A 24,054-nucleotide genomic window follows, 5' to 3' on the forward strand; every position below is an offset into this window, starting at 1 on the left:
CGCCGCCCCGCGAACGGTTGCCACCCTGCGCGCCGCCGCCCCGCGAACGGTTGCCACCCTGCGCGCCGCCGCCCCGCGAACGGTTGCCACCCTGCGCGCCGCCGCCCCGCGAACGGTTGCCGCCACCCTGCGGGCCGTCGCCCTGGGAGCTGCGCGGCCGGCTGCTGCCGGCCTTGCGCGAGCCACCGCCGCCACCACCGGTGCTGTCCGGCTCGTCGTCGAGGCGCATGGACAGCGAGATGCGCTTGCGCGGGACGTCCACGCTGAGCACCTTCACCTTCACCACGTCGCCGGGCTTCGCGACGTCGCGCGGGTCGGCGACGTACGACTGCGACATGGCCGAGATGTGCACCAGCCCGTCCTGGTGCACGCCGACGTCCACGAACGCGCCGAACGCGGCCACGTTGGTGACCACGCCTTCCAGCGTCATGCCGGGCTGCAGGTCGGCCAGCTTCTCGACGCCCTCGGCGAACGTCGCGGTACGGAACGCCGGCCGCGGGTCGCGACCCGGCTTCTCCAGCTCGGCGATGATGTCGGTGACGGTGGGCAGCCCGAACGTGTCGTCGACGAACGACTCCGCCCACAGCCCCCGCAGCACCTTGGCGTTGCCGATCAGCGCCGGTGTGTCGGTCTCCGTCGCCTGCTGGATCCGGTGCACCACCGGGTACGCCTCCGGGTGCACGCTGGACGCGTCGAGCGGCTCGTCGCCGTCGCGGATGCGCAGGAAGCCCGCGCACTGCTCGAACGCCTTCGGGCCGAGGCGCGGCACGTCCTGCAGCGACCGCCTGTTGCGGAACGGGCCGGTGGTGTCGCGGTGCCGCACGATGCTCTCCGCCACGCTCTCCGCGATGCCGGCCACCCGTGCGAGCAGCGGCACCGACGCGGTGTTCACGTCCACGCCGACACCGTTCACGCAGTCCTCCACCACGGCGTCGAGCGACCGCGACAGCTTCAGCTCGGAGACGTCGTGCTGGTACTGGCCGACGCCGATCGACTTCGGCTCGATCTTCACCAGCTCGGCCAGCGGGTCCTGCAGCCGCCGCGCGATCGACACCGCACCGCGCAGCGAGACGTCGAGGTCGGGCAGCTCCCTGGCCGCGTACGCCGACGCCGAGTACACCGACGCGCCCGCCTCCGACACCACGATCTTGTTCAGCCGCTGACCCGGGTTCGCGGCGATCAGCTCGCCGACGAGCTTGTCGGTCTCCCGCGACGCCGTGCCGTTGCCGATGGCGATCAGGTCCACGCCGTGCGTCTCGACGAGCGCGCGCAGCGCGGCGAGCGACTCGTCCCACCGCTTCGAGGGCACGTGCGGGTAGATAGTGCCGGTGGCGACGACCTTGCCGGTCGCGTCGACGACCGCGACCTTCACGCCGGTGCGGTAGCCGGGGTCCAGCCCCATCGTCACCCGCGCGCCGGCGGGCGCGGCGAGCAGCAGGTCGCGCAGGTTGGCGGCGAACACGTTCACCGCGTCGTCCTCGGCGTGCTGCCGCAGCCGCATCCGGATGTCGCCGCTGAGGTACACCACGATGCGCGTACGCCACGCCCACCTGACGGTGTCGAGCAGCCACCGGTCCGCGGGCCGGCCCTGGTCGGAGATCTCGAACCGCTGCGCGATCCGCCGCTCGTAGCTCGTCTGCACCGAGGCCGGTTGCTGCTCGCCGTCGAGCGCGGGCTCAGGGTCGAGGGTGAGGTCGAGCACCTCCTCCTTCTCACCGCGTAGCAGCGCGAGGATGCGGTGCGAAGGCAGCTTGGTGAACGGCTCGGCGAACTCGAAGTAGTCGGCGAACTTGGCGCCGTCGTCCGCCTTGCCTTCGCGTACCTTCGAGACGAGCAGCCCCTTCTCCCACATCCGCTCGCGCAGCTCGCCGATGAGGTCGGCGTCCTCGCCGAACCGCTCGACGAGGATGGCCCGCGCACCGTCGAGCGCGGCCGCCGTGTCGGCGACGCCCTTGTCGGCGTCCACGAACGGTGCCGCGGTCGTCTCCGGCGCGTTGGTCGGGTCGGTCAGCAGCTGGTCGGCGAGCGGCTCCAGACCGGCCTCGCGGGCGATCTGGGCCTTGGTACGACGCTTCGGCTTGTACGGCAGGTAGATGTCTTCCAGCCTGGCCTTGGTCTCGGCGGCGCGGATGCGCTGTTCCAGCGCCTCGTCGAGCTTGCCCTGCTCCCGGATCGAGTCGAGGATCGCCGTGCGCCGCTCCTCCAGCTCGCGCAGGTAACGCAGCCGCTCCTCCAGGGTGCGCAGCTGCCCGTCGTCGAGCGCACCGGTGACCTCCTTGCGGTACCGCGCCACGAACGGGACGGTGGCGCCGCCGTCGAGCAGCTCGACGGTCGCCTGCACCTGCCAGTCGTGGACGCCGAGCTCCCCGGCGATCCGCTGATGCACAGCCGTCGTCACGATCGTGTTCCGTCCTCTCGCTACCTGCGTACGTGATCCCGTGGGAACCGTATCGCCCGGCCGCCCCCGACAACGGCACGGCCGACGATCTGTGGAAACGCGTCAGAGCCGGACGGTGAAGCCGTCGTGGGCGACCTCGTGGTCGACCTGGTCCTGCCGGTCGAGGACGTCTGTGGACAGGTGCGTCACCACCGTACGGGCAGCGCGCAGCCGGTCCCTGTGCTCGCGCAGCGCGGCGTGCGTGAGGTGGTGCGGGATCGGCTTGTCCAGGTAGTAGCACTCGGCGATCAGCAGGTCGACGCCGTCGGCCGCGGCCACCAGGGCGTCGGTCCAGGACGTGTCACCGGTGTACGCCACGCTGCGCCCGGCCACGTCGAGCCGCACGGCGAGCGCGGGCGCACCGCTGGGGTGCGCGACCTCCCAGGCCGCGACGTGCACGCCCGCAGCCGACACGCTCGACCCTGGCGTCACCTCGAGCACGTCCACGTCGAACGCGCGCCGTACCTCGCTCGAGCCCGGGTACATGACCTCCATCGCCTGCATGAGGCGTGCGCCCGTGCCCGGCGGGCCGACCACCGTCAGCGGTTCCGTGCGCTTGGCGAACTGGCCGTCGAGGATGAGGAACGGCAGACCGCCGAAGTGGTCGCCGTGCAGGTGCGAGACGACCACCGCGGCGATCTCGCTCGGGTCGAGCGCGAGACGCTTCAGCGCGACCAGCGAGCTGGCGCCGCAGTCGAGAAGCACCGGCGGACCGTCAGGCGGTCGCACGTGGATGCACGCCTGGAACCGGCCGCCGCTGCCGAACGCGTCGCCAGAGCCGGCGAACGTCACCGTCACCTGGTCGGTCATCGGCGGCTACGACGAGCTCTCGACGGCCCTGGCGCGGGCGGCGTCCGGGCCCTCGTCGAGCAGCACCTGGAAGCCCTCCTCGTCCAGGATCGGGACGCCGAGCGACTCCGCCTTCGTCGCCTTCGAGCCCGGGTTACCGCCGGCGACCAGGAAGTCGGTCTTCTTCGACACCGACCCGGTCGCCTTGGCGCCGCGCGTCAGCAGCGCCTCGTGCGCCTGCTCGCGGCTGAACCCGTCGAGCGTGCCGGTGACCACGACGCTGAGCCCCGCCAGCGGCTTCGGGCCGGTGTCCTCGACCTCCTCCGCCATCCGGACGCCGGACTCGCGCCACTTGCGCACGATCTCGCGGTGCCAGTCGACGGCGAACCACTCCCGTACCGCACGGGCGATGGTCGGCCCGACGCCCTCGACGTCGGCGAGCTCCTCCTCGCTCGCCTCGTCGATCTTCGCGACGTCACCGAGGCTCCTGGCGAGCGCCGCGGCGGCGGTCGGCCCGACGTGCCTGATGGACAGTGCGACGAGCACCCGCGCAAGCGGGCGCTGCTTCACCTGCTCCAGGTTGTCGAGCAGCTTCTTGGCGTTCGCGCTGAGGTTGCCATCCTTCGTACGGAAGTACTCCGAGCGGGCGAGGTCGTCCTCGGTGAGCGTGAACAGGTCGCCCTCGTCGTGCACCAGGTCGTCGGCGAGCAGCGCGGTGGCCGTCTGGTAGCCGAGCACCTCGATGTCGAACGCGGACCTGCCGGCCAGGTGCGACAGCCGCTCCCGCAGCTGCGCCGGGCAGCTGCGGGTGTTCGGACAGCGGATGTCCTTGTCCTCTTCCTTCTCCGGCCGCAGCTCGGTGCCGCACTCCGGGCAGTGCGTGGGCATCACGAACTCGCGCTCGTCGCCGCTGCGCAGGTCGACCACGGGCGCGAGCACCTCGGGGATGACGTCGCCGGCCTTGCGCAGCACGACGGTGTCGCCGATCAGCACGCCCTTGCGCTTCACCTCACTGCCGTTGTGCAGCGTGGCCAGCGACACCGTGGACCCGGCGACGAGCACCGGCTCCATCACGGCGAACGGGGTCACCCGGCCGGTGCGGCCGACGTTCACCTGGATGTCGAGCAGCTTGGTGGTGACCTCCTCAGGCGGGTACTTGTACGCGATCGCCCAGCGCGGCACGGTCGACGTCGCGCCGAGCCGGCGCTGCAGCGCGATCTCGTCGACCTTCACCACCACGCCGTCGATCTCGTGCTCCAGGTCGTGGCGCTTCTCGCCGTACTCCGCGATGTACGCGAGCGTCTCCTGCATCCCCGCGCACAGCTGGTACCTGCTGCTGACCGGCAGGCCCCAGCGCTTCAGGTCCGCGTACGCCTCGGAGAGCCGGCTCGGGCTCCAGCCGCGGTACGCGCCGATGCCGTGCAGCAGGATGCTGAGTGGACGCTTGGCGGTGAGCCTGGGGTCCTTCTGCCGCACCGAGCCGGCGGCGCTGTTGCGCGGGTTGGCGAACGGCGGCTTGCCCGCCTCCACCAGGCTCGCGTTCAGCTCGCGGAACTTCTCCGTCTCGAAGAACACCTCGCCGCGCACCTCGAGCAGCTCGGGCACGTCGTCGCCGTCGAGCTGGACGGGGATCGCGTCGATGGTGCGCAGGTTGGGGGTGACGTCCTCGCCCACCCGGCCGTTGCCGCGGGTGGCGCCGCGGACCAGGTAGCCGTCCTCGTACACCAGGTCGACCGCGAGCCCGTCGATCTTCAGCTCGCACAGCAGCGGCACGCCGGTGGTCTCGGTCTCCTTCTCCACCCGGGTCAGCCACGCGGTGAGCTCGTCGTCGTTGAACGCGTTGTCCAGGCTGAGCAGCCGCTCCACGTGCTCGACCTCGGTGAACTCGGTGGAGATCACGTCGCCGACCTTCTGCGTCGGCGAGTCCGGCGTGCGCAGCGTCGGGTGCGTCTCCTCGAGTGCCTTGATCTCGCGGAACAGGGCGTCGTACTCCGCGTCGGACACCACCGGCCGGTCGAGCACGTGGTACCGGTACCTGTAGTCGTCGATCTCGCGTACCAGCTCGGCGTGCCGGCGGCGCGCCGACGCGGGGACGTCGGGTTCGCTCGTCGTGCTGCGTGCCTGCTCCTGCGCGGCGCGCTCCAGATCCTCGTTCACGTGCCTACGTTACCGACCGGCACCGACATCCCGCCGCGGTTGCCCGAGGTCAGCGGTCGGCGAGCGTACGGGCGGCGCGGACGGACAGGGCGGTCGCCGTGCGTGCCCAGGACGGCGAGGCACCCGCCAGGCCGCAGGTCGGCGTGACCATGGTCCTGGTGGCCAGCTGGTCACGGGTGAGCCCAATCCGCGACCACCACTGCCGTACGGGCGCTAGCACGTAATCCACCGCAGGGTCGGTCGCCGGGTCGGTGCTCGGCACACACCCGAGCAACAGCCCGAACCCCGCCTCCACCAGCTCGCCGACCTCGTCGTCGGCGGCAGCCGACACCTGCGAGACGTCCAGCGCCACAGCGCGCGCGCCGGCGTCGCGCAGCAGGCGCAGCGGCACGCCCGCGGCGCAGCAGTGCACGAGCGGCCAGCCGCCGGCGGCGTCGGCCGCCCGCAGCACCTGCGACAACGCCTCCTGCATCGGCCGCGGCTCGACCGGCGCGACGGTGCTGAACCCGCTCATCGTCGGCACGGCGCCGCGCAGCACCGCGGGCAGCGCCGGCTCGTCCAGCTGGACCAGCGGCGACACGCCGGGCAGCCGGCGTAGCTGCGTCACATACTCGCCGACGCCCGCCGCGAGCGACTCGGCGACGTCGCGGCAGGCGCCGTGGTCGGTGAGCACCGGACCGCCGCGCGGCAGCTCCAGCTGCGCCGCGAGCGTCCACGGGCCGCAGACCTGCACCTTCACCGGCCCGGCGTAGCCGTCCGCCGCCTCCTCGAGCGCGTCGAGGTCGGTGGACCACAGCGACCGGGCGCGCCGCACGTCGACGCCCGCCTTCGAGGTCAACCGCCAGCGCGCGGCGAACACGTCGACGTCCAGCCCGGGGAGCAAGTTCGCGGCAGTGCGCCCGACCAGGTCGGCGCCCGGCCCGCGGTCGGGCAGCTCGGGCAGGTACGGCACGTCGGTCAGCTCGCCGAGCACGGTCCGCGCCGCCTCGAGCGGGTCGTCACCCGGCCACGAGCCGATGCCGGTCGCACTGCCAGGTGGCCACGGAAGTTCCGCCAGGTCGCTCACGCATCGAGCGTATCGAGCCGAGGACACCGACTACTTGCGCCAGGCCGTCGTACGCTCGATCGGTGAGCACCGTCCAGTGGTGGCATGGGATGACGATCTACCACGTCTACCCACGCTCGTTCGCCGACGGCAACGGCGACGGGATCGGCGACCTGCGCGGGCTCATCGACCGGCTCGACTATGTCGTCGGGATGGGCTTCGACACGCTCTGGGTGTCACCGTTCTTCGCCAGCCCGCAGCACGACTACGGGTACGACATCAGCGACTACTACCGGGTCGCCCCCGAGTACGGCACGCTCGCCGACGCCGACGAGCTCATCGCCGCCTGCCACAGGCGGCAGCTGCGGATCGTCTTCGACCTGGTGCTCAACCACACCTCCGACCAGCATCCCTGGTTCCGTGAGTCCTGCCGGTCCCGCGACAACCCGAAGGCCGACTGGTACATCTGGCGCGACGGCCGCGGCAGGGAAGGCCGGCGGCCGCCGAACAACTGGCGCTCGAACCTGGAGGTGCGGTCCGCCTGGCAGTGGAGCGGCCGGCGCGGCCAGTGGTACCTGGCGTCGTTCCTGCCCTGGCAGCCCGACCTGAACTGGCACAACCCGCAGGTGCGGCACGCGATGTTCGACGTCGCCAGGTTCTGGCTGGACCGCGGCGTCGACGGCTTCCGCCTCGACCTGTTCGGCACGGTGATGAAGGACCACGCGTTCCGCGACAACCCGCTCCACCTGGTGAGCGGCGGCGGCGACATCCCGCACCTGTGGCGACGGGTGCACAACGAGAACACCGAGGACAACTTCGCCCTCGCCCGCGAGCTGCGCACCGCCGTGAACACCGCCGCGCCACCGGAACGGGTGCTGCTCGGCGAGGTCTTCGGCACCCCCGACGTCGTCCGGCGCTACCTCGGCGAGCACGACGGCCTGCACCTGGTGTTCCTGTTCGAGTTCCTGATGTTCGACTACGACGTCGACTTCTTCCGCGACAAGATCGGCACGTACGAGGCCGCCTTCCCCGCGCCCGCCCAACCCACGTACGTGGTGGAGAACCACGACCAGTCGCGCAGCCTCAACCGGCTCGGCGGCGACCTGCGCAAGGCGCAGGTGCTCGCGGTGATCCTGCTGACCCTGCGCGGCGTGGTGTGCGTCTACCAGGGTCAGGAGCTCGGCCTCCCCAACACCTACATCCCGCTACGCGAGGCGCGCGACCCGATCGTGCACGAGTTCTTCTCCTGGGTGCCCGAGGCCGTCTCGCGCCGGATGCGCAGGCGGATCAACCGCGACGAGATGCGCACGCCGATGCCGTGGGACGACTCCCCCGGCCACGGCTTCTGTCCACCGGGCGTGGTGCCGTGGCTGCCGATCGGCGACGGCCACGGCCACGGCCGCGACGTCGCCAACGAGCGGGCGGTGCCCGGCTCGCTGCTCAACCTGTACCGCAGGCTGCTGTGGCTGAGGCGGGAGGCCGACGCGCTGCGCACCGGCGAGCTGCGGCTGTGCCCGAAGGCGCCGCGGAACGTGCTGGCGTACGAACGGTGCGGCGACGACCAGCGGTACGTCGTGCTCGCGAACCTCGGCCAGAAGCCCGCCCGCGTGCGGCTACCGGCAGCCGCCGACACCGCGTTGACGACGGACGCCGCCGCGACGGTGGCCGGCCACGAGGCCCGGTTGCCCGCGCACACCGCCGTCGTCGCCCGCTACCGCTGAGTACCCGGGCGCCCGCGACCGTCACCGCCGTCGCGCCGAGCCTGATCTCGGTCCTTGCGCTCCGCCGCGTTCCATCTCTCGGTGGCGGCCCGGCCGCTCGGCGCGGCGAGCCGACGAACTTCCTCGCGCACCGCTTCGTTGGTCGGCTCCAGGTCCGAGATGTCCGGGTTGCTGGTCGTCCGGCATGTAGGGCGCCACCGCGGCGACTGCGACGTAGGTCACGATCGGTTCATGCCGGGCGCGCTTCGTCGTCGATCCGGTAACGGGTGCCTAGCCTCGGTCTCCTCGGAACCCGAGCCGAGGAGCCCCGATGCGACGACAACCGACGACGAGGGTGGCTGCAGGCGCCCTGGCCACGCTCGCCCTGTGCACGCTGACCGCTGCGACCCAGCCGGCGGCCGCCGGCACGTCGACGACGTCCGCGGCAGCGGCGGCCACCGAGGCGGACCTCACGCCGGCCGCAGGGTCGTCGAAGGTCCGTACGGTCGGCTCCGGCGTCGAGCTGGCCGCGACGAAGCCGGCGGCGAGCGCGGCGAAGCTGCGCCAGCGCACCGGGTTCGCGGTGCTCGCGCCGCTGCGGCTCGACGACTCGGTGTCCGCGGTCGAGGTGACGTACCGCGCGGTGACGCCGCGGCAGACCACCGCCGAGGTCGACGTGCGTACCCGTGCGGACGGTGCGTGGGCGCAGTGGACGCCGGCGGCCGACGGCGAGGTGACCGACCTGCTCGCGCCGAGCCGGGAGGTGCAGCTGCGGGTCGCGCTGTCCGCGCCGGCCGGAGTGACCAGCCCGCGGGTCAGCAACGTCGAGGTCGCCGAGGCGTCCGCGAGCAAGCACTCGGCCGAGCGTTCAGGCCCACCTGTCTCGTCGAAGGTCTACGCGACGCGCGAGGGCCTGGCGGGCGGCACCACGGCGAACGGGCACGAGATCGCCGAGCGCGACCACTTCGTCGCCCTGCCGTCGCGGCGCGGCCTCTCGGCGAAGGGGTCGGGCGAGTACTCCGTGCAGGCCTGCCGCCACGGTCGCTGCATCTGGGAACCGGTCTGGGACATCGGGCCGTGGAACACCAAGGACGACTACTGGAACCCGTCGTCGGAACGCGAGATGTGGCGCGACCTGCCGCAGGGCAAGGCGCAGGCCAGGGCCGCGCACGAGGACGGCTACAACGACGGCAAGGACCAGTACGACCGCGAGGTGTCGAACGCTGCCGGCATCGACATCGCCGACGGCGCGTTCTGGGACGGCCTGCAGATGTCCGACAACGGCTGGGTGGACGTCGTCTACCAGTGGACGGGCAACGGCACCTACGGCACCGTCGCGCTCGACAGCGGCTACCTGAACGTACGCAGCGGCGCGGGCACCAACCACCGCGTCGCAGGGATGGCCGGCGACACCGCGCGGATCCCGCTGAAGTGCCAGGTGACCGGCCAGTCGGTCACCGGCTCACAGGGCACCTCGACGGTCTGGTACCGCGTGAACGACGGCATGTACGTCGCGAAGGCCTGGATCAAGGGTGCTTCAGTCGAGCCCTGCTGACCGCACCTCAGCTGGTGAGGAGGCGGACGACCGCGGGTACGTCGGACAGGTCAGGGAGCACGGTGTCGGCGCCGAGGGTGGACAGGTGCTCGTAGCTCGACCCACCGGTGGCCACCAACAGGCAGCGGGCGCCGGACGCGGCCGCGCACTCGAAGTCGAACTCGGTGTCGCCGATCACCCAGGTCTCCTCCGGCCGCCAGCGCCTGCCGTACGCCCGCGCGGCCCGGTCCAGCACCAGCGGCAGCAGCCGGGGCCGGTCGGCGTGGTCGCTGCCGAACGCGCCGACCGTCACGTCCACGAACTCGTCCAGGCCGAACGCGCGCAGCTTGACCACTGCGTTCGCCTGGATGTTGCCGGTCAACACGGTCTGTAGTGCGCCGGCCGCCCGTAGCCGGGTGAGGATCTCGCGTACGCCCGGCAGCACCGCGCCTTCGGCCGCCACCACCGTCTCGCGCTCCGCCAGCACCTGCTCCAGATGGACGAGCACATCGGCGACGTGGTCGTCGTGCGGCAGCGGGACTCCGGCGGCGGTCAGGATCTCGGCGGCGATCCGCGGGTCGGTCTTGCCGCCGAACCACACCTCGTGCTCGGGCTCGCGGTCGATTACCCGGGTGATCGCCGCGTTCATGATGTCGCGGCCCGCCGCCCCGGCGTCGATGAGCGTGCGGTCGATGTCCCACACGATCAGTGGGCCGGCGTCGCTCACGCGTCCACTCTGGCTGCCGTACGGTCGATCGTCGCGGAGCCGAGCACGCGGTCGTCGTCGGCGTACAGCACGACGGCCTGCCCGGGCGCGACCCCTTCCGCGGGGGTACGCAGCCGCACCACCAGCTCGTCGCCGACCGGCTCCGCGACGGCGGGGAACACCGAACCGTGGGCGCGCAGCTGCGCGGCGCACGCCACCGGCTCGGCAGGCGGCGGCCCTGCCCAGCGCGGCCGGATGCCACGGATCTCGTCCACGAGCAGCGACTCCCGCGGACCCACGGTGACCGTGCGGTCGACCGGGCTGATGTCGAGCACGTACCGCGGCCGGCCGTCGGGCGCCGGCCGGCCGAGCTTCAGCCCGCGCCGCTGCCCGACGGTGAACGCGTACGCTCCGTCGTGCTCGCCGACCTGCTCGCCGTGCTCGTCGACCACCTGGCCGGGTGCCGATCCGAGCCGGTCGCCCAGCCACCCGGCGGTGTCGCCGTCGGGGATGAAGCAGATGTCGTGGCTGTCCGGCTTGTCCGCCACCGCCAGGCCGCGCCGCTGCGCCTCGGCACGTACCTCGGCCTTCTGGGTGTCACCCAGCGGGAACATCGCGTGCGCCAGCTGCTCGGCGGTCAGCACGCCGAGCACGTACGACTGGTCCTTCCCCGGGTCGACGGCGCGGTACAGCGCGCCGTCGCGCAGCCGCGCGTAGTGGCCGGTGCAGACGGCGTCGAAGCCGAGCGCCAGCGCCTTGTCGAGCACGCTGCTGAACTTGATCTGCTCGTTGCACCTCAGGCACGGGTTCGGCGTGCGGCCCTGGGCGTACTCGCTGACGAAGTCCTCGACCACCGCGTCGTGGAACCGTTCCGCCTGGTCCCAGACGTAGAACGGGATGCCGATGACGTCGGCGGCGCGCCGCGCGTCACGGGAGTCCTCCAGCGTGCAGCAGCCGCGGGCGCCTGACCGGTACGACTGCGGGTTGCGCGACAGCGCGAGATGCACCCCGGTCACGTCGTAGCCGGCGTCGACCGCACGCGCAGCGGCGACGGCGGAGTCGACTCCGCCGGACATGGCGGCCAGTACACGCATGCTCACGGGTCCAATGTACGGGCCGGACGCGACGTGGCGCCGGCCCGCCTGGCCCGTTCGATCACGCCGCTCAGCACGTCGCCGAGCTTCGTCACGTCCGCGAGCGTGGACGTGTGGCCGAGGGAGAACCGCAACGACCCGCGTGCGCGGTCCTCGTCTGCGCCCATCGCGAGCAGTACGTGCGACGGCTCGGCGACGCCCGCCGAGCACGCGGAGCCGGTGGAGCACGCGACGCCGCTGGCGTCCAGCAGCAACAGCAGCGAGTCGCCCTCGCAGCCGGGGAAGGAGAAGTGCGCGTTGCCCGGCAGCCGGCCGGCGGGGTCGGGGTCGCCGTTGAGCACGGCGTCCGGCACCGCGGCCCGCACCCTGCGGACGAGCTCGTCGCGCAGCTCGGCCAACCGGACGGCCTCGGCAGCGCGGTGTTCGACGACCTCGGCGGCGGCCGCGGCGAACCCGACGTAGCCCGCGGCGTCCAACGTGCCCGACCGTACGTCGCGCTCCTGGCCGCCGCCGTGCAGCACCGGGGTCACCTCGATGTCGCGGCGCAGCGCCAGCGCACCCACTCCGACGGGGCCGCCCATCTTGTGCCCGCTGACGGTCATCGCGTCCAGCCCGCTTGCGGCGAAGTCGACCGGCAGCTGGCCGACCGCCTGCACCGCGTCGGAGTGCACCGGCACGCCGTGCTCGTGCGCCGCCGTGACCACGTCCGCGACCGGCTGCGCGGTGCCGACCTCGTTGTTCGCCCACATCACGGAGACCAGCGTGACCGACTCCGGGTCGCGCGCGAGGCTGGCACGCAGGGCGTCGACGCGTACGCGGCCGAGCTGGTCCAGCGGCACCAGCTCGACGACCGCGTCCTGCTGCTCGGCGAGCCAGGTCACGGCGTCGAGCACCGCGTGGTGCTCGCCCGCGCTGACCAGGACCCGCCGCCTGCGGTCGTCCGCCGCCCGGCGCGACCAGTACATGCCCTTCACCGCGAGGTTGTCCGCCTCGGTGCCGCCGGAGGTGAAGACGACCTCGCTGGGGCGCGCGCCGAGCACGCCAGCGAGCTTCTCCCTGGCCTCCTCGACCGTCCGCCGCGCCGTACGCCCGGGCGTGTGCAGGGACGACGGGTTGCCGAGCCGCTCCAGCTCGGCCGTCATCGCAGCGACGGCCGAGGGCAGCATCGGCGTGGTCGCCGCGTGATCGAGATAAGCCACCATCACCGCACAGCCTAGCCACCCGAAGTGGTCAGGCCTTGCGCTTCTTGACCTCCTCGGTCAGCTGCGGGACGACGGTGTGCAGGTCGCCGACGACGCCGAAGTCCGCCAGCTCGAACAGCGGTGCCTCCGGGTCCTTGTTGACCACGACGATCGTCTTGGACGTCTGCATGCCGGCCCGGTGCTGGATCGCGCCGGAGATGCCCGCCGCCAGGTACAGCTGCGGCGACACGGTCTTGCCGGTCTGCCCCACCTGGTACTGGTGCGGGTACCAGCCGGCGTCGGTCGCCGCACGCGACGCGCCCACGGCACCGCCGAGCGCGTCCGCCAGCGCCTCGACGACCGGGAAGTTCCCCTCGCCGACGCCGCGGCCGCCGGAGACGACGATCCCCGCCTCGGTCAGGTCCGGGCGCTCGCCCTTCTCGACCTCCACCCGGTCGGTGATCTTCGCGGCCTTGTCCGCCTCGCCGAGCTCGACGGTCACCTGCTGCTGTGCCGCGTCGGCAGGCGCCGCCTCGGGCGCGGTCGAGTTCGGCCGCACGGTCACCACGGGGATGCCCGCACGCACCCGCGACTGCACGATGGTCGCGCCGCCGAAGACCGACTGTTCGCAGACGAAGCCGTCCTTGACGTCGACCGCGTCGGTGATCACGCCGCCGCCAACGCGCACCGCGAGCCGGCCGGCGATCTCCTTGCCATCCGCGCTGGACGGCAGCAGCACCCCGGCCGGTTGGTTGTCCGCGACCAGCGACGCCAGCACGGCGACCTTCGGCGCCACCACGTAGTCGGTGAGCTCGGCGCCGTCGGCCACGTAGACCTTCGCGGCGCCGTACTCGCCGAGGGTGGCCGCGGCCGTGTCGATGCCCCGGCCGACGAACACCGCCGACGGCTCACCCAGCCGGCGGGCCAGCGTGAGCAGCTCGAGGGTGACCTTCTTGACCGCACCATCGGTGTGGTCGACAAGTACGAGAACTTCGCTCATCTGCTCTGCCTCACAGGATCTTCTGGCTGGCCAGGTACTCGGCGATCTTGACGCCACCGTCGCCCTCGTCGGTGACTACCGCACCCTTCTCCCGCGGCGGCGCGGCCGTGAACTCGGTCACCTCGGTCGGCGCGTTCGCCAGGCCGACGGCGTCGCCCGACAGCCCGAGGCCGGCCACGTCCTTGCTGGCGACCTCCTTCTTCTTCGCCGCCATGATCCCCTTGAACGACGGGTAGCGCGGCTCGTTGATCTTCTCCACCACCGAGACCACGGCCGGGAGGCTCGCCTCGACCTTGTCGTAGCCGTACTCGGTCTGCCGCTGCACGGAGATCGACGAGCCGTCGATCTCCACCTTGTTCGCGTAGGTCAGCTGCGGGAGGCCGAGCCGCTCGGCGAGCATCGCCGGCACCACGCTCATCCGCGCGTCGGTCGACTCGGAGCCGAGCACCACGACGTCGAACTCCACCTGCCCGAGCGCGGCCGCGAGCGCGGCCGAGGTCTGCACCGCGTCCGCGCCGTGCAGCGAGTCGTCGACGACGTGCACGGCCTTGTCTGCACCCATGGACAGCGCCTTGCGGATCGAGTCTGTGGCCTTGTCCGGGCCCATGGTGAGGACGGTGACCTCACCCTCGTGCTTCTCGGCGAGCAGCAGCGCTTCCTCGATCGCGTACTCGTCGAGCTCGTTGATCACGCCATCGGCCGAGGCGCGGTCGAGCGTCTTGTCGCCCTCGTCGAGCCTGCGTTCTGAGTACGTGTCCGGTACCTGTTTGACACAAACGACTATCTTCATGCTGGCGGCTGCCCTCCGAGCCAACGTGTGGACGACGACCCGCGGGGAACAGCGGCCGTCATCGGTCACCTTGCCAGATTGCCGCCGCAGAGGCGGAATCGGCCCGATCATGATGTTACCGTCCGGTAGTCGCGGCTGCGAACTCGTGCACAGCCACTAGCGGCCGTGAAACATCTCACGTGCCGGCGCCGCGTCCACGTGCTCCCGCACCAGCAGGGTGGCTCCGGCGACCGCGCCCGGCATCAGTACGACGTTGAGAACCGGCACAAGGAACGCCACGAACGCGGGTATGCCGAACCCGAGTATCACCGCGCGGGACGACCGCGCGAACGCCAGCCGCTCCGGCAGGTACTTGCCGCGGCGCTCCATCGCCGGGGCGAGCAGCTCGAGCGCGAGGAACCGGCCGCCGACGATCGCGCCGAGCACCGGCGCAGCGACCTGGCCGACCGCAGGGACCAGCCCGACGGCGAACACCGCGAGGGCGACGGGAGCCGTACGCAGCAGCATCGCTGCCGACTCCCATACCGACCGCCGCAGGCCGCGGTGCCAGGGCTCGTCGGGTTCCCGCGGTGCGTTGCCGAGCTCCTCGTCGACCCGCTTCGCCAGCGCCTCGTAGAACGGCTGGCCGAACAGCAGGGTGAGGGTGACGAACAGCAGCACCGACACCCAGAGGGCCAGCGCCACCACCGCGAGCGCGACCACCCACCGCACGATCGTCCGGGCCCGCTGCGACCAGTCGTCCGCGAACGGCGTCGCCCACGTCACCAGGTCGACCGCGTTGACCGCGAGCAGGACCACGACCGTGATCAACACGGCGAAGGTGACGAGCGCGGGCAGCAGCCCGAGCGGCCACAGCCGCGGCCGCCGCAGCACGAACGCCTGCCCGCGCAGCAAGCACGCGAAGCCGCCGAGCGGCGCCCGGACGCCCGCCGGTGTGCCAGGAGTACCTGTCGGGTCCACCCGGAGAGCGTACGGCCTGTCAGCTCGCTTGGCCGTACGACCTGAGCTTGTCGGTGACGCGGTCGATCTCCGCGGCTGACAGGAGGTTCGGTGAGCCGAGCAGCCTGGCCTGGTAGTACATCTGGCACATCCACTCCAGGTACTGGCTGCGCGTGTACGCCTGCGCGAGGCTGTCCCCCACCGTCGTTGCGCCGTGGTTCTGCAGGATGACCGCCGTGTGCCCACCGGCCATTCCCGTCACGCTGTTGCGGGCCAGCTCCTCGCTGCCGTAGATCGCGTACGGCGCCACCCGTACGGGGCCGCCGAGCAGCGCCACCATGTAGTGGATCGCGGGCAGCTCGTCCATGGTCACGGAGATCGTCGACGCGTAGAGCGGGTGGGTGTGCACGACGGCCTGCACGTCCATCTCCTGGTAGACCGTGGTGTGCATGGGCACCTCGGTCGAGGGTCGCAGGTCACCGTCGACGACGTTGCCGTCGAGGTCGATCACGCACACCGACTCCGGCGCGCAGGCCCGGTAGTCGACCCCGCTCGGCGTGATGGCCACCAGGTCGTCCTTGCGGACGCTGACGTTCCCCGACGTGCCGACGGTGAGGTTCTCCTCCAGCATCTGCAGCGAGACCTCGACTACCTGCTCGCGCTCGTTCTTCAACAGCATCGCGTCGCCTTTCCTCTCCCTAGCCGAGCTCCCGCCACGCCTGCCTGGCCTTGGCGACCCGGTCGCAGTACCCGAGGTACTGCTCGGCGTAGCGCTCCACGTTCGCCGGAACGGGCTCCACCACCCGCTCCGGTGCGGTCCAGACCGCGGTGTCGACGTCGTGTCCGAGCACCCGCACCGCGCTGGTGACGGCGCCGCGTGCCCCCGTCTCCGGACGTGCCGCGATCTGCACCGGCCGGCCCAACACGTCCGCGAACATCTGCAGCCAGCCGGCGCTGGCCGTACCGCCACCGCACGCCGCCACGTCGCCGGTCAGCCCGGCGGCCTCGAAGCACTGGCGTGCGGCGTAGACGATCGCCTCGCAGGTTGCGCGCACCAGGTCGGCGACGGTCGTCTGCATGGACAGCCGGTCGAACCCGGCACGGGCCTGCGGGGCGAGGAACGGTGCCCGCTCGCCCGCCGGCGAGAAGTACGGCAGGCAGGTCACCCCGTGCGCACCGAGCGGGCTCTCGGCGAGCATGGCGTCCAGGTCGGCATGCGTCCTGCCGACGACGGTGAGCAGCCAGTCGAGCGCGGCGGTGCCTACCATCGCGGGCATCGCCCGCAGCCAGCGGCCGGGGGTGCCGGTGGCGAGCGTCATGCCGGCCGGCTCACCGGTGCGGTCGACGGCGTCGACGAGTACCTGGCAGGCCAGCGTGGTGCCGATCGTCACCAGGCCGACGCCGGGCACGGTCAGGCCGGCGCCGACAGCGGACGCAGGCAGGTCGAACGGCCCGCAGGTCACCGGGGTGCCCGCCGGCAGCCCGAGCAGCTCGGCGGCGTCCGCACGCAGCTCGCCCACCGGCAGCGGCTCGCACACCGGCGCGAGCAACGACGCCCACTCGCCGAGCCCGAGCAGCTCGAGCACCGCGGTGTCGTACGTACGGGTGCGTGGATCGAGGAACGGCAGCGACGCGTCCGAGGCGTCCGTGGAACGCACCCCCGTGAGGCGCTGCATCAACAGGTCCTTGCAGTACCCGGCGGTGGCCGCCCCGTCGAGGGAGCGCCGCTCGTGCGCGGCGAACCAGGAGAGCAGGGGCGCCGCGGAGCCGGGGAAAAGCACGTTGCCGGTGCGGTGGAAGACGTCCTCGACCAGACCGGCGGCCTGCCACCGCTCGAGTACGTCCGCCGCCCGCGAGTCCAGCCACGACACCGCGGGCCGCACCGCGCAGCCGGCGGCGTCGGCCAGCCACAGCCCGTCGCCCTGCCCGGTGATGCCGACCGCGGCCGGCCGCGCGCCGGTGCCCGTGACGATCGCGCGCACCGCCTGCACGACCGCGGCGTGGATGTCCGCCGGGTCCTCCTCGAACCACCCGGCCCGCGGCGAAAGCAGCTGCGTCTGCGCCGACTCGGCGGCGAGCAGGGTGCCTGCCTCGTCGAGCAGTACGGCCTTCGTGACCGACGTCCCGACGTCGATGCCCAGGTAACTGCGTACGGCTGGCATCCTCGCCTCCCGGTACTGGTCAGCGCACCCGTTTCCCGCTTTCCCTCTCGAACACGAAGGTCCGCTCCACCACGAACGCCACGTGCACGCGGTCACCGGCCGCCAGCGCCAGACCCGACTCGGTCTGCGCGGTCAGCCGGGTCGACACTCCAGGCAGGTCCAGCGTGACGAGCCCGTACTCGAGCACGTCCTCGTAGACGACGACGGTGGCCGCGGCCACCGCGTCCGCCTGCCCGACGAGGCTGACGTCCTCCGGCCGTACGCCCACCACGACCTCGTGCGGCCCGGACGACGCCACCCGCACCGGCAGCACCGACTCCCCCAGCACCACCGTCGACTCCTCGGTCATCGCCGCGTCGAACAGGTTCATCGCCGGCTCGCCGACGAACTGCGCGACGAACAGGTCCTCGGGGTCGTCGTAGATCGCGTCAGGCGCGTCGACCTGCTTGGCGACGCCGGCGGCCATCACCACGACCCGGTCGGCCAGGCTCAGCGCCTCCTCCTGGTCGTGCGTCACGAGGATCGTGGTGTAGCCGAGGTCCTGCTGCAGCCGCCGCAGCTCGCGCCTGGTCAGGTCCCGCTGCGCGGCGTCCAGGTGCGAGAGCGGCTCGTCGAGCAGCAGTACGTCGGGCTCCCTGGCGATCGCGCGGGCCAGCGCGACCCGTTGCTTCTGCCCCGACGACAGGGCCGCGGGCTTGGTGTCGAGGATGTCGGCCAGCCCGATCCGCTCCGCGACCTCGTCGATCCGCTTCGCCTGGTCGCCCATCCGCCGCGCGGCGAGCCCGAACGCGATGTTCTCGCGTACGGTCAGCGGCGGGTAGAGCGCGTAGTTCTCGAACGCGACGCCGATGTTGCGTTGCTGTGGCGGCAGGCCGAGCATCGACTTCGAGCCGACCCGGACGTCGCCGCTCGTGACCTCCTCCAGCCCGGCGATCATCCGCAGCGTCGTCGACTTCCCGCACCCGGAGGGGCCGAGCAGCCCGACCAGCTCGCCGCCGCCGACGCGCAGGTCGAGTCCGGCCACCGCGTGCACGTCGTCGCGGCCCGCGGCCGAGAAGACCTTGTGCACGTCCACCAGCTCCAGGTCGGTCATCCGGCCGCCCTCTCCACCCGGACGCCCTCCACGCCGGCACGGAACACGTGTGCCAGGCCGGGGTCGACGACCAGGCCGACCTTGTCGTCCAGCTCGAGGCCGTCCGTCAGGGTACGCGGGACGAGCACCGACAGCGTCGTCTCGCCCACCCGCACCGTCACCTCGGCCTGCCTGCCGAGGTACTCGATCACGTAGACCAGGCCGTCCAACCGCACCTGGCCCGTGGGCACGTCGCCGGCGCCGAGATGCAGCCTGAGGTCGCGCGGCCGCACGCCGAGCTGGAGCTCCGCCCCGGCCTCGACGGCGACGCCGGGCAGCAGGATCTCGACCGCCCGGTCCGGCGACGCGAACACCGGCCCGGCGCCGCCGTCGGTCAGCTGCCCCTGCACCAGGTTGATCCGCGGCTTGCCGAACGCGCTCGCGACGTACGCGTTGGCCGGCGTCTGCCACAGCTCCTGCGGCGTGCCCAGCTGCAGGATGCGCCCGTGGTACAGCACCCCGATCCGGTCCGCGAGGGCGAGCGCCTCGACGTAGTCGTGCGTGACGTACAGCGTCGTCGTGCTGCCCCGCGCGCTGATCGACTTCAGCTCCGCACGCATGGTGGCGCGCAGCTTGGCATCCAGGTGGGCGAGCGGCTCGTCCAGCAACCGCGCGGACGCCGGCCGCACCAGCACCCGCCCGAGCGCCACCCGCTGCCGCTGCCCGTTCGACAGCTGCCCGACGGAGCGGTCGAGCAACGTCTCGATGCCGAGCATGGTGGCGACGTCGCGCACCTTCGTGGACGCCTCGTCCGGCGACAACCGGTAGCGCGGGGACCGCAACGGCGACACCATGTTGCCGAACACGTCCAGCTGCGGGTAGAGGGCGTAGCTCTCGAAGCACATGGCGAGCTGGCGGTCGGTCGGCTCGACCGTAGTGACGTCGCGCCCGTCGAGGTGCACCTGACCCACGTCGGGCGCCTCCAGCCCGGCGACCACCTTCAGCGTCGTGGTCTTGCCCGCGCCAGAAGGGCCGAGCAGGCAGAAGAACTCGCCGTCGTCGACGCGGAACGACACGTCCTGCAGTGCCACGGTGGAGCCGAACCGCTTCGCCACGCCCGCGAGACCGACGCCGGCCATCAGCCCTTCACCGCCCCGAACGACAGGCCGCGCACCAGGTAGCGCTGGATGAACAGTGCCAGCGTCAGCGGCGGCAGCGCGGCCATCACCGCGCCCGCGGCCACCAGGTTGAACCTGGGGTGGTTGCCGCCGAGGAAACCGAGCGTGCTGACCGTCACCGTCTGCGCGTTGCTGGACGTCAACGTGAACGGGAAGATGAAGTTGTTCCAGGCGAAGATGAACGCCAGCAGGCAGACGGCCGCGATGCCAGGCCGCGCAAGGGGCAGCACGATCTTTGCGAACGCCTGCTTCCTGCTGTAGCCGTCCAGCAGCGCTGCCTGTTCCAGCTCGACCGGCAGCTCGGCGAAGAACGACCGCAGGATCCACACGACGAGCGGCATGGTCACCAGCTGCAGCACCCAGATCATGCCGACGTACGTGTCGTACAGCCCGAGCTGCTGGTAGAGCACGCTCAGCGGGATGATCACCACGAGCTCGGGCGCGAACCGGAAGCTGAGCAACGTGAACATCAGGTTGTCGCTGCCCCTGAAGCGGTACCGCGCAGCCGCGTACGCCATGGGGATGCCGATGAACAGTGAGACGAGCACCGCGCCGACCGAACTGATCAGCGTCGCCAGCATGAACCGCAGGTACGACGAGCCGCTGCCGACGAAGCCCAGCACCGTGCCGTAGTTCTCCAGCGTCGGCGTGAACCACAGGTAGGTGGACGTCTGCTCGGCCGTGGTCTTCAGGCTGAGCAGCACCATGAACAGCACCGGTGTCAGCGAGAACGCGAAGTAGACCAGCAACCCGAGGTCGGCCAGCCGGTCCCTGAACCTGCGCTGCTGCCTGGCCTGTTGCGCGCCGTTCGCCACGGTCACACCTCCGCCGCCCGCCGCTGCACCTTGCTCAGGTAGCGCACCAGCACGAACGAGATCGCGAACACGGCCGCCCACAGCACGATCATGAACGTCATGCCCCTGGAGTAACGGGCGTAGGTGATCGCCTCCAGGTACGCACTGATCTGCACGGTGGTCGTCGCATCACCCGGCCCGCCGGTGGTGAGGCCGTAGATGATGTCGAACATCTTCAGGCAGTCCATCGACCGGAAGATGACGGCGAGGAGGATGTACGGCCACAGCATCGGCAACGTCAGCCGGCGGAACGTGAACCACCAGCCGGCGCCGTCGACGGCCGCCGCCTCGAACGGCGAGCCGGGCAGCGAACGCAGGCCGGCCAACGCGATCACCGCGACGAACGGGGTGTACAGCCAGACGTCCACCACCACCGACCAGGTGAACGCCCAGAACGGCGAGTCCGTGCCGCTGTAGCCCTGCCAGCCGAATGTCGCCACGATCGGCCGCACCCAGCCGATCTCCGGCAACAGGAACAGCTTCCACATGATCGCCGCGATGATCGGCGCGACCATCAGCGGGACGATGAGCACCCGCTCGAGGAGGCGGCCGACCAGCGTGGACCGGTACAGCAACAGCGCGATGCCGACCCCGAGCACCGTCTCGATCCCCGTCGCCATGATGGTGTACAGGCTGGTGACCCAGGCGGAGTGCCAGAACGTCCCGCTGCCGAGGATGTCGGCGAAGTTCTGCAGGCCGACGAAGCTCGGCTGCGGGTTCACGTCGGAGAAGTTGAACAGCGTGTAGCCGACACCGACGAAGAACGGGTAGAGGATGCCCGCGCAGACCACGACCGCCGGCACCGCGAGCACGTACGGGCGCAGCCTTCCACGCCGCGTCGCCTGGCCTCCGATACCGCCGCCGCCGACCGTCGAGGTCCCAGGCGCCAGGCTCACAGTGCCTCCAACGCGACCACGTTCCCGACCATCCTCAGGCGTTCACCCGCTCGTCCAGCGAGCCGGCCAGCTTGTCCAGGGTCGACTTCGCGTCCGCGCCGCCGTAGATCTGCTGCAGTGCACCGGCCCAGGACGTGGTCGCGTCGAAGAAGTTCTTCTGCGGCGTGAACTGGATCTTCGTCTGGTCGATCACCTGGTCGAACGTGTCGATGAAGTCGGTGGCCGCGGACAGCCGCTTCCGGTAGCCGCCGGACTCCGCCACCGACTTCCGCACGGCGTCGATGTGCTGCGCCTTCGTGCCCGCCCACAGCAGGTGTTCCTTCGACGTCGCCCACTGCAGGAACCACCACGCGGGGCCCTTGTTCTTGGACGAGCTGTTCATCGCGAGCGACCAGATCCACATGTTCGTCGCGAGCGAGCCGTCCGGGCCCTTCGGCCCCGGATGCCAGGCCAGCTTGCCCGCTGCCGGCGTGTCCTCGTTCTGGAAGTACGCCGCGATGTCCGCGTCGAAGAGCATGGCGGCCTTGCCGGCGCCGAGGTCGCTCGACGCGGTGTACCAGGTGTACGAGGTCCACCCCTTCGGGCCGCTGTCGCGGACCATCTTCGCCCACTTGTCGGTGAACTCGACGGCCTCCGGGGTGTTCACCTTGGCGACCAGCTCGCCGCCGTCCACCTCGAAGTCCTTCAGGCCCATCCGCGCGTACATGGTCATGAAGCCGGGGTGGATGGTCGCCCACTCCTTGGTGCCCCGCACGGAGATCCCGTACATCCCGTCGAACCCAGCGCCAGGCGCCTTCTTCGCGACCGTGGACGCGAGCTCGATCAGGTCGTCGAACGTCGCCGCCGGCTCCACCTTGAGCTTGTCGAACACGTCCTTGCGGTAGCAGACGGTGTTCGTCTCGAAGCCCCACGGCAGCATCCACTGGCTCTTCCCGCCGCCGAGCGCGCTGCCGTTCTTGAAGTTCCACTTCCCCGCGTCGAGCAGGTTCGGGTAGAAGTCGTCCCGGTCGAAGCCGCCGTGCGTGGCTGCCGAGTTCTCCATCCACGGCCCGAGGTCCTCGAGGTAGCCGGGCGGGCCGTACTGCCAGACCATGTACGCGCCCAGCATGAAAGCGTCGTAGTTGCCCTGCCTGGACTTCAGCTCGAGGGTCACCTTGTCGAAGTAGTTCTGCTCGGGGAACTCGTCGATCTGGATGGTGATGCCCGTCTTCTTCTCGAACGCCGCCTTGTGCTGCTTCAGCGCGTCGGTGTACGGGTGCTTGTTCAACAGCAGCTTGATGGTCTTACCGTCGTACTGCTTCCAGTCGAAGCTGCCGGAGAGCTCGTCGGCCTCGGAACCGCCCTTGTCCTGCTGCCCGCCGAACCCGCACCCGTCGAGCAGCGGCACACCTGCCACTGCGCCGAGGCCCACCCCGGTGGCCTGCAGAAATCGCCGTCTTGTGAGGGCCTCTCGCGGCGCCCGTCTCCGACCTGGCCGTGGCTGCTCGTCCACTGGGACCTCCTCGTCCCGCTGTTATGAAGGCCGGTTCTTATCAGAACAGACTGTTTAGTTAACACATGTTTTGTGCCCGAGGGCGCCGTTGTCAAGAGCAGTAGCGATGTGCACATGCGGCCCCCTGGGCTAGGCGATCTGGTACGAGACGTCGTGCTGCTCGAGCGCGGCCAGCTGCTGCCTGGACGCGCCGTCGTCGACGATCACCTGGTCGAACTCCGCCAGCGGCGCCAACCGGTGCAACGCGACCCGGCCCAGCTTGGTGTGGTCCACGAGCAGGTAGCGCCGGGTCGCGGCCCGGATCATCGCCCGCTTCACCACGACGATCCGCTCCTCCTGGTGGAAGGCGCCGCCGTCGGCCACCGCCGACGTCGACACGAACAGCACGTCGACGCGGATCGCCTCGATCCGCTCCACACACCCCAGGCCGAGGAACGAGTCGTGCAGCGGGTCGTAGTCACCGCCGAGTCCCATCAGCTGTACCCCGCGGCTCCGGCTCAGCTCGCGGAGCGCCTGCAGGTAGTTGGTCGCTACCCGTAACGAGGTGAGCTCGCCGAGCAACGGGATCATCGAGGCAGCCGTCGTCGAGTCGTCGAGCATCACCGACATACCGGGCTCGACGTAGCGCATCGCGGCTCTCGCGATCTTCGCCTTCTCGTCGACCGCCTGCTTGCGCCGGTACACGACGTTCGACTCGAAGACCCCGGAAGGCTGCGCGGTCACCCCGCCACGGTACTTCCGCACGATGCCCTGGCGTTCCAACTCGTCCAGGTCGCGGTGCACGGTCATCAGGCTCACGCCGAACGTGGCGGCCAGCTCCTGTGCCGAGATGCTGCCGTGCGCGAGGATGACGTCGGCGATCTCTTCCTGCCGCTCCGCCAGCTTGCTCGGTCGCCGCGTCGCGCTCACCTCGACCTCCCTCCTCGGAGGATTGGGCCACCATCGATGATCACACAGATCCGCGAGAAGTTCACAGTGCAGGATGCCGCGCTCAGCGTGATCCAACCGAGACATACGCGGTGGCCAGC

The 24,054-nt window shown here is 71.2% G+C and carries 20 protein-coding genes; 2 read left to right on the plus strand and 18 right to left on the minus strand.

All coding sequences use genetic code 11. The features are described 5' to 3' along the window. From GEV07_13585 to GEV07_13600, 4 genes are all read right to left on the minus strand, one after another. Positions 1-2,398: S1 RNA-binding domain-containing protein (locus GEV07_13585; GenBank protein MQA03700.1), on the minus strand; the 2,398-nt coding region annotated here is incomplete at its 3' end. A 102-nt stretch (positions 2,399-2,500) separates the two neighbouring features. After that, a complete protein-coding gene (locus tag GEV07_13590) occupies positions 2,501-3,247 on the minus strand; it encodes an MBL fold metallo-hydrolase (protein MQA03701.1) in 747 nt (248 codons plus the stop codon). A 6-nt stretch (positions 3,248-3,253) separates the two neighbouring features. Continuing rightward, positions 3,254-5,383 carry an NAD-dependent DNA ligase LigA gene (gene ligA, locus GEV07_13595; GenBank protein ID MQA03702.1) on the minus strand — a complete coding sequence of 710 codons (2,130 nt, stop codon included), beginning with the start codon at positions 5,381-5,383 and terminating at the stop codon, positions 3,254-3,256. Positions 5,384-5,432: 49 nt separating this feature from the next. Continuing rightward, the gene (locus GEV07_13600) at positions 5,433-6,440 is read right to left on the minus strand and encodes a methionine synthase (GenBank protein MQA03703.1); all 1,008 of its coding nucleotides are present in this window, start codon (positions 6,438-6,440) and stop codon (positions 5,433-5,435) included. A 71-nt stretch (positions 6,441-6,511) separates the two neighbouring features. On the opposite strand from GEV07_13600, the gene GEV07_13605 reads away from it, so the two are divergent. Together GEV07_13605 and GEV07_13610 are read left to right on the plus strand one after the other, a co-directional pair. Next, positions 6,512-8,149 (plus strand): DUF3459 domain-containing protein, encoded by a 1,638-nt coding sequence (locus GEV07_13605; GenBank protein ID MQA03704.1) that lies wholly within the window; start codon positions 6,512-6,514, stop codon positions 8,147-8,149. Positions 8,150-8,459: 310 nt separating this feature from the next. Continuing rightward, the gene (locus GEV07_13610; GenBank protein ID MQA03705.1) at positions 8,460-9,683 is read left to right on the plus strand and encodes a hypothetical protein; all 1,224 of its coding nucleotides are present in this window, start codon (positions 8,460-8,462) and stop codon (positions 9,681-9,683) included. Positions 9,684-9,690: 7 nt separating this feature from the next. Here GEV07_13610 and GEV07_13615 read toward each other — a convergent pair whose 3' ends face one another. The 14 genes from GEV07_13615 to GEV07_13680 all read right to left on the minus strand — a co-directional run bounded on the left by GEV07_13615 (position 9,691) and on the right by GEV07_13680 (position 24,040). Beyond that, on the minus strand, positions 9,691-10,389 hold the full coding sequence (locus tag GEV07_13615; protein ID MQA03706.1) for an HAD hydrolase-like protein: 699 nt from the start codon (positions 10,387-10,389) through the stop codon (positions 9,691-9,693). Further along, positions 10,386-11,462 carry a tRNA 2-thiouridine(34) synthase MnmA gene (gene mnmA / locus GEV07_13620; GenBank protein MQA03707.1) on the minus strand — a complete coding sequence of 359 codons (1,077 nt, stop codon included), beginning with the start codon at positions 11,460-11,462 and terminating at the stop codon, positions 10,386-10,388. The genes GEV07_13615 and mnmA overlap by 4 nt, the downstream gene beginning before the upstream one ends. A 2-nt stretch (positions 11,463-11,464) precedes the next feature. Then, complete coding sequence (locus GEV07_13625) at positions 11,465-12,661, minus strand: aminotransferase class V-fold PLP-dependent enzyme (protein ID MQA03708.1); 1,197 nt, start codon at positions 12,659-12,661, stop codon at positions 11,465-11,467. Positions 12,662-12,692: 31 nt separating this feature from the next. Further along, the gene (locus GEV07_13630; GenBank protein ID MQA03709.1) at positions 12,693-13,643 is read right to left on the minus strand and encodes an electron transfer flavoprotein subunit alpha/FixB family protein; all 951 of its coding nucleotides are present in this window, start codon (positions 13,641-13,643) and stop codon (positions 12,693-12,695) included. A 10-nt stretch (positions 13,644-13,653) separates the two neighbouring features. Next, positions 13,654-14,433 (minus strand): electron transfer flavoprotein subunit beta, encoded by a 780-nt coding sequence (locus GEV07_13635; protein ID MQA03710.1) that lies wholly within the window; start codon positions 14,431-14,433, stop codon positions 13,654-13,656. 156 nt (positions 14,434-14,589) lie between these two features. Continuing rightward, the gene (locus tag GEV07_13640) at positions 14,590-15,393 is read right to left on the minus strand and encodes a hypothetical protein (protein ID MQA03711.1); all 804 of its coding nucleotides are present in this window, start codon (positions 15,391-15,393) and stop codon (positions 14,590-14,592) included. A 19-nt stretch (positions 15,394-15,412) separates the two neighbouring features. Then, the gene (locus GEV07_13645; protein MQA03712.1) at positions 15,413-16,051 is read right to left on the minus strand and encodes a class II aldolase/adducin family protein; all 639 of its coding nucleotides are present in this window, start codon (positions 16,049-16,051) and stop codon (positions 15,413-15,415) included. A gap of 19 nt (positions 16,052-16,070) precedes the next feature. Continuing rightward, positions 16,071-17,534, minus strand: a complete 1,464-nt coding sequence (locus GEV07_13650; protein MQA03713.1) for a carbohydrate kinase — start codon at positions 17,532-17,534, stop codon at positions 16,071-16,073. A gap of 19 nt (positions 17,535-17,553) precedes the next feature. After that, a complete protein-coding gene (locus GEV07_13655) occupies positions 17,554-18,627 on the minus strand; it encodes an ATP-binding cassette domain-containing protein (protein ID MQA03714.1) in 1,074 nt (357 codons plus the stop codon). Next, positions 18,624-19,745 carry an ATP-binding cassette domain-containing protein gene (locus GEV07_13660; GenBank protein MQA03715.1) on the minus strand — a complete coding sequence of 374 codons (1,122 nt, stop codon included), beginning with the start codon at positions 19,743-19,745 and terminating at the stop codon, positions 18,624-18,626. The genes GEV07_13655 and GEV07_13660 overlap by 4 nt, the downstream gene beginning before the upstream one ends. Further along, positions 19,745-20,491 carry an ABC transporter permease subunit gene (locus GEV07_13665; GenBank protein ID MQA03716.1) on the minus strand — a complete coding sequence of 249 codons (747 nt, stop codon included), beginning with the start codon at positions 20,489-20,491 and terminating at the stop codon, positions 19,745-19,747. Before GEV07_13665 ends, GEV07_13660 begins: the two co-directional genes overlap by 1 nt. Before the next feature lie 110 nt (positions 20,492-20,601). Next, a complete protein-coding gene (locus tag GEV07_13670; protein ID MQA03717.1) occupies positions 20,602-21,492 on the minus strand; it encodes an ABC transporter permease subunit in 891 nt (296 codons plus the stop codon). A gap of 76 nt (positions 21,493-21,568) precedes the next feature. After that, on the minus strand, positions 21,569-22,960 hold the full coding sequence (locus GEV07_13675; protein ID MQA03718.1) for an extracellular solute-binding protein: 1,392 nt from the start codon (positions 22,958-22,960) through the stop codon (positions 21,569-21,571). Between the two features lie 195 nt (positions 22,961-23,155). Next, positions 23,156-24,040: a DeoR family transcriptional regulator gene (locus GEV07_13680; GenBank protein MQA03719.1), complete on the minus strand. Its 885-nt coding sequence runs from the start codon at positions 24,038-24,040 to the stop codon at positions 23,156-23,158. Positions 24,041-24,054 lie beyond the last annotated feature (14 nt).

This window comes from Streptosporangiales bacterium (assembly GCA_009379825.1).
Lineage (GTDB): Bacteria > Actinomycetota > Actinomycetes > Streptosporangiales > WHST01 > WHST01.

Coding starts and splice junctions, on each gene's coding strand:
- GEV07_13645 (MQA03712.1), bottom strand. CDS start 16,051: ATGCTGTTGAAGAACGAGCGCGAGCAGGTAGTCGAGGTCTCGCTGCAG.
- GEV07_13665 (MQA03716.1), bottom strand. CDS start 20,491: ATGGTGCTGCTCAGCCTGAAGACCACGGCCGAGCAGACGTCCACCTAC.
- GEV07_13655 (MQA03714.1), bottom strand. CDS start 18,627: ATGACCGACCTGGAGCTGGTGGACGTGCACAAGGTCTTCTCGGCCGCG.
- GEV07_13650 (MQA03713.1), bottom strand. CDS start 17,534: ATGCCAGCCGTACGCAGTTACCTGGGCATCGACGTCGGGACGTCGGTC.
- GEV07_13610 (MQA03705.1), top strand. CDS start 8,460: ATGCGACGACAACCGACGACGAGGGTGGCTGCAGGCGCCCTGGCCACG.
- GEV07_13660 (MQA03715.1), bottom strand. CDS start 19,745: ATGGCCGGCGTCGGTCTCGCGGGCGTGGCGAAGCGGTTCGGCTCCACC.
- GEV07_13590 (MQA03701.1), bottom strand. CDS start 3,247: ATGACCGACCAGGTGACGGTGACGTTCGCCGGCTCTGGCGACGCGTTC.
- GEV07_13630 (MQA03709.1), bottom strand. CDS start 13,643: ATGAGCGAAGTTCTCGTACTTGTCGACCACACCGATGGTGCGGTCAAG.
- GEV07_13680 (MQA03719.1), bottom strand. CDS start 24,040: ATGTCTCGGTTGGATCACGCTGAGCGCGGCATCCTGCACTGTGAACTT.
- GEV07_13635 (MQA03710.1), bottom strand. CDS start 14,433: ATGAAGATAGTCGTTTGTGTCAAACAGGTACCGGACACGTACTCAGAA.
- mnmA (MQA03707.1), bottom strand. CDS start 11,462: ATGCGTGTACTGGCCGCCATGTCCGGCGGAGTCGACTCCGCCGTCGCC.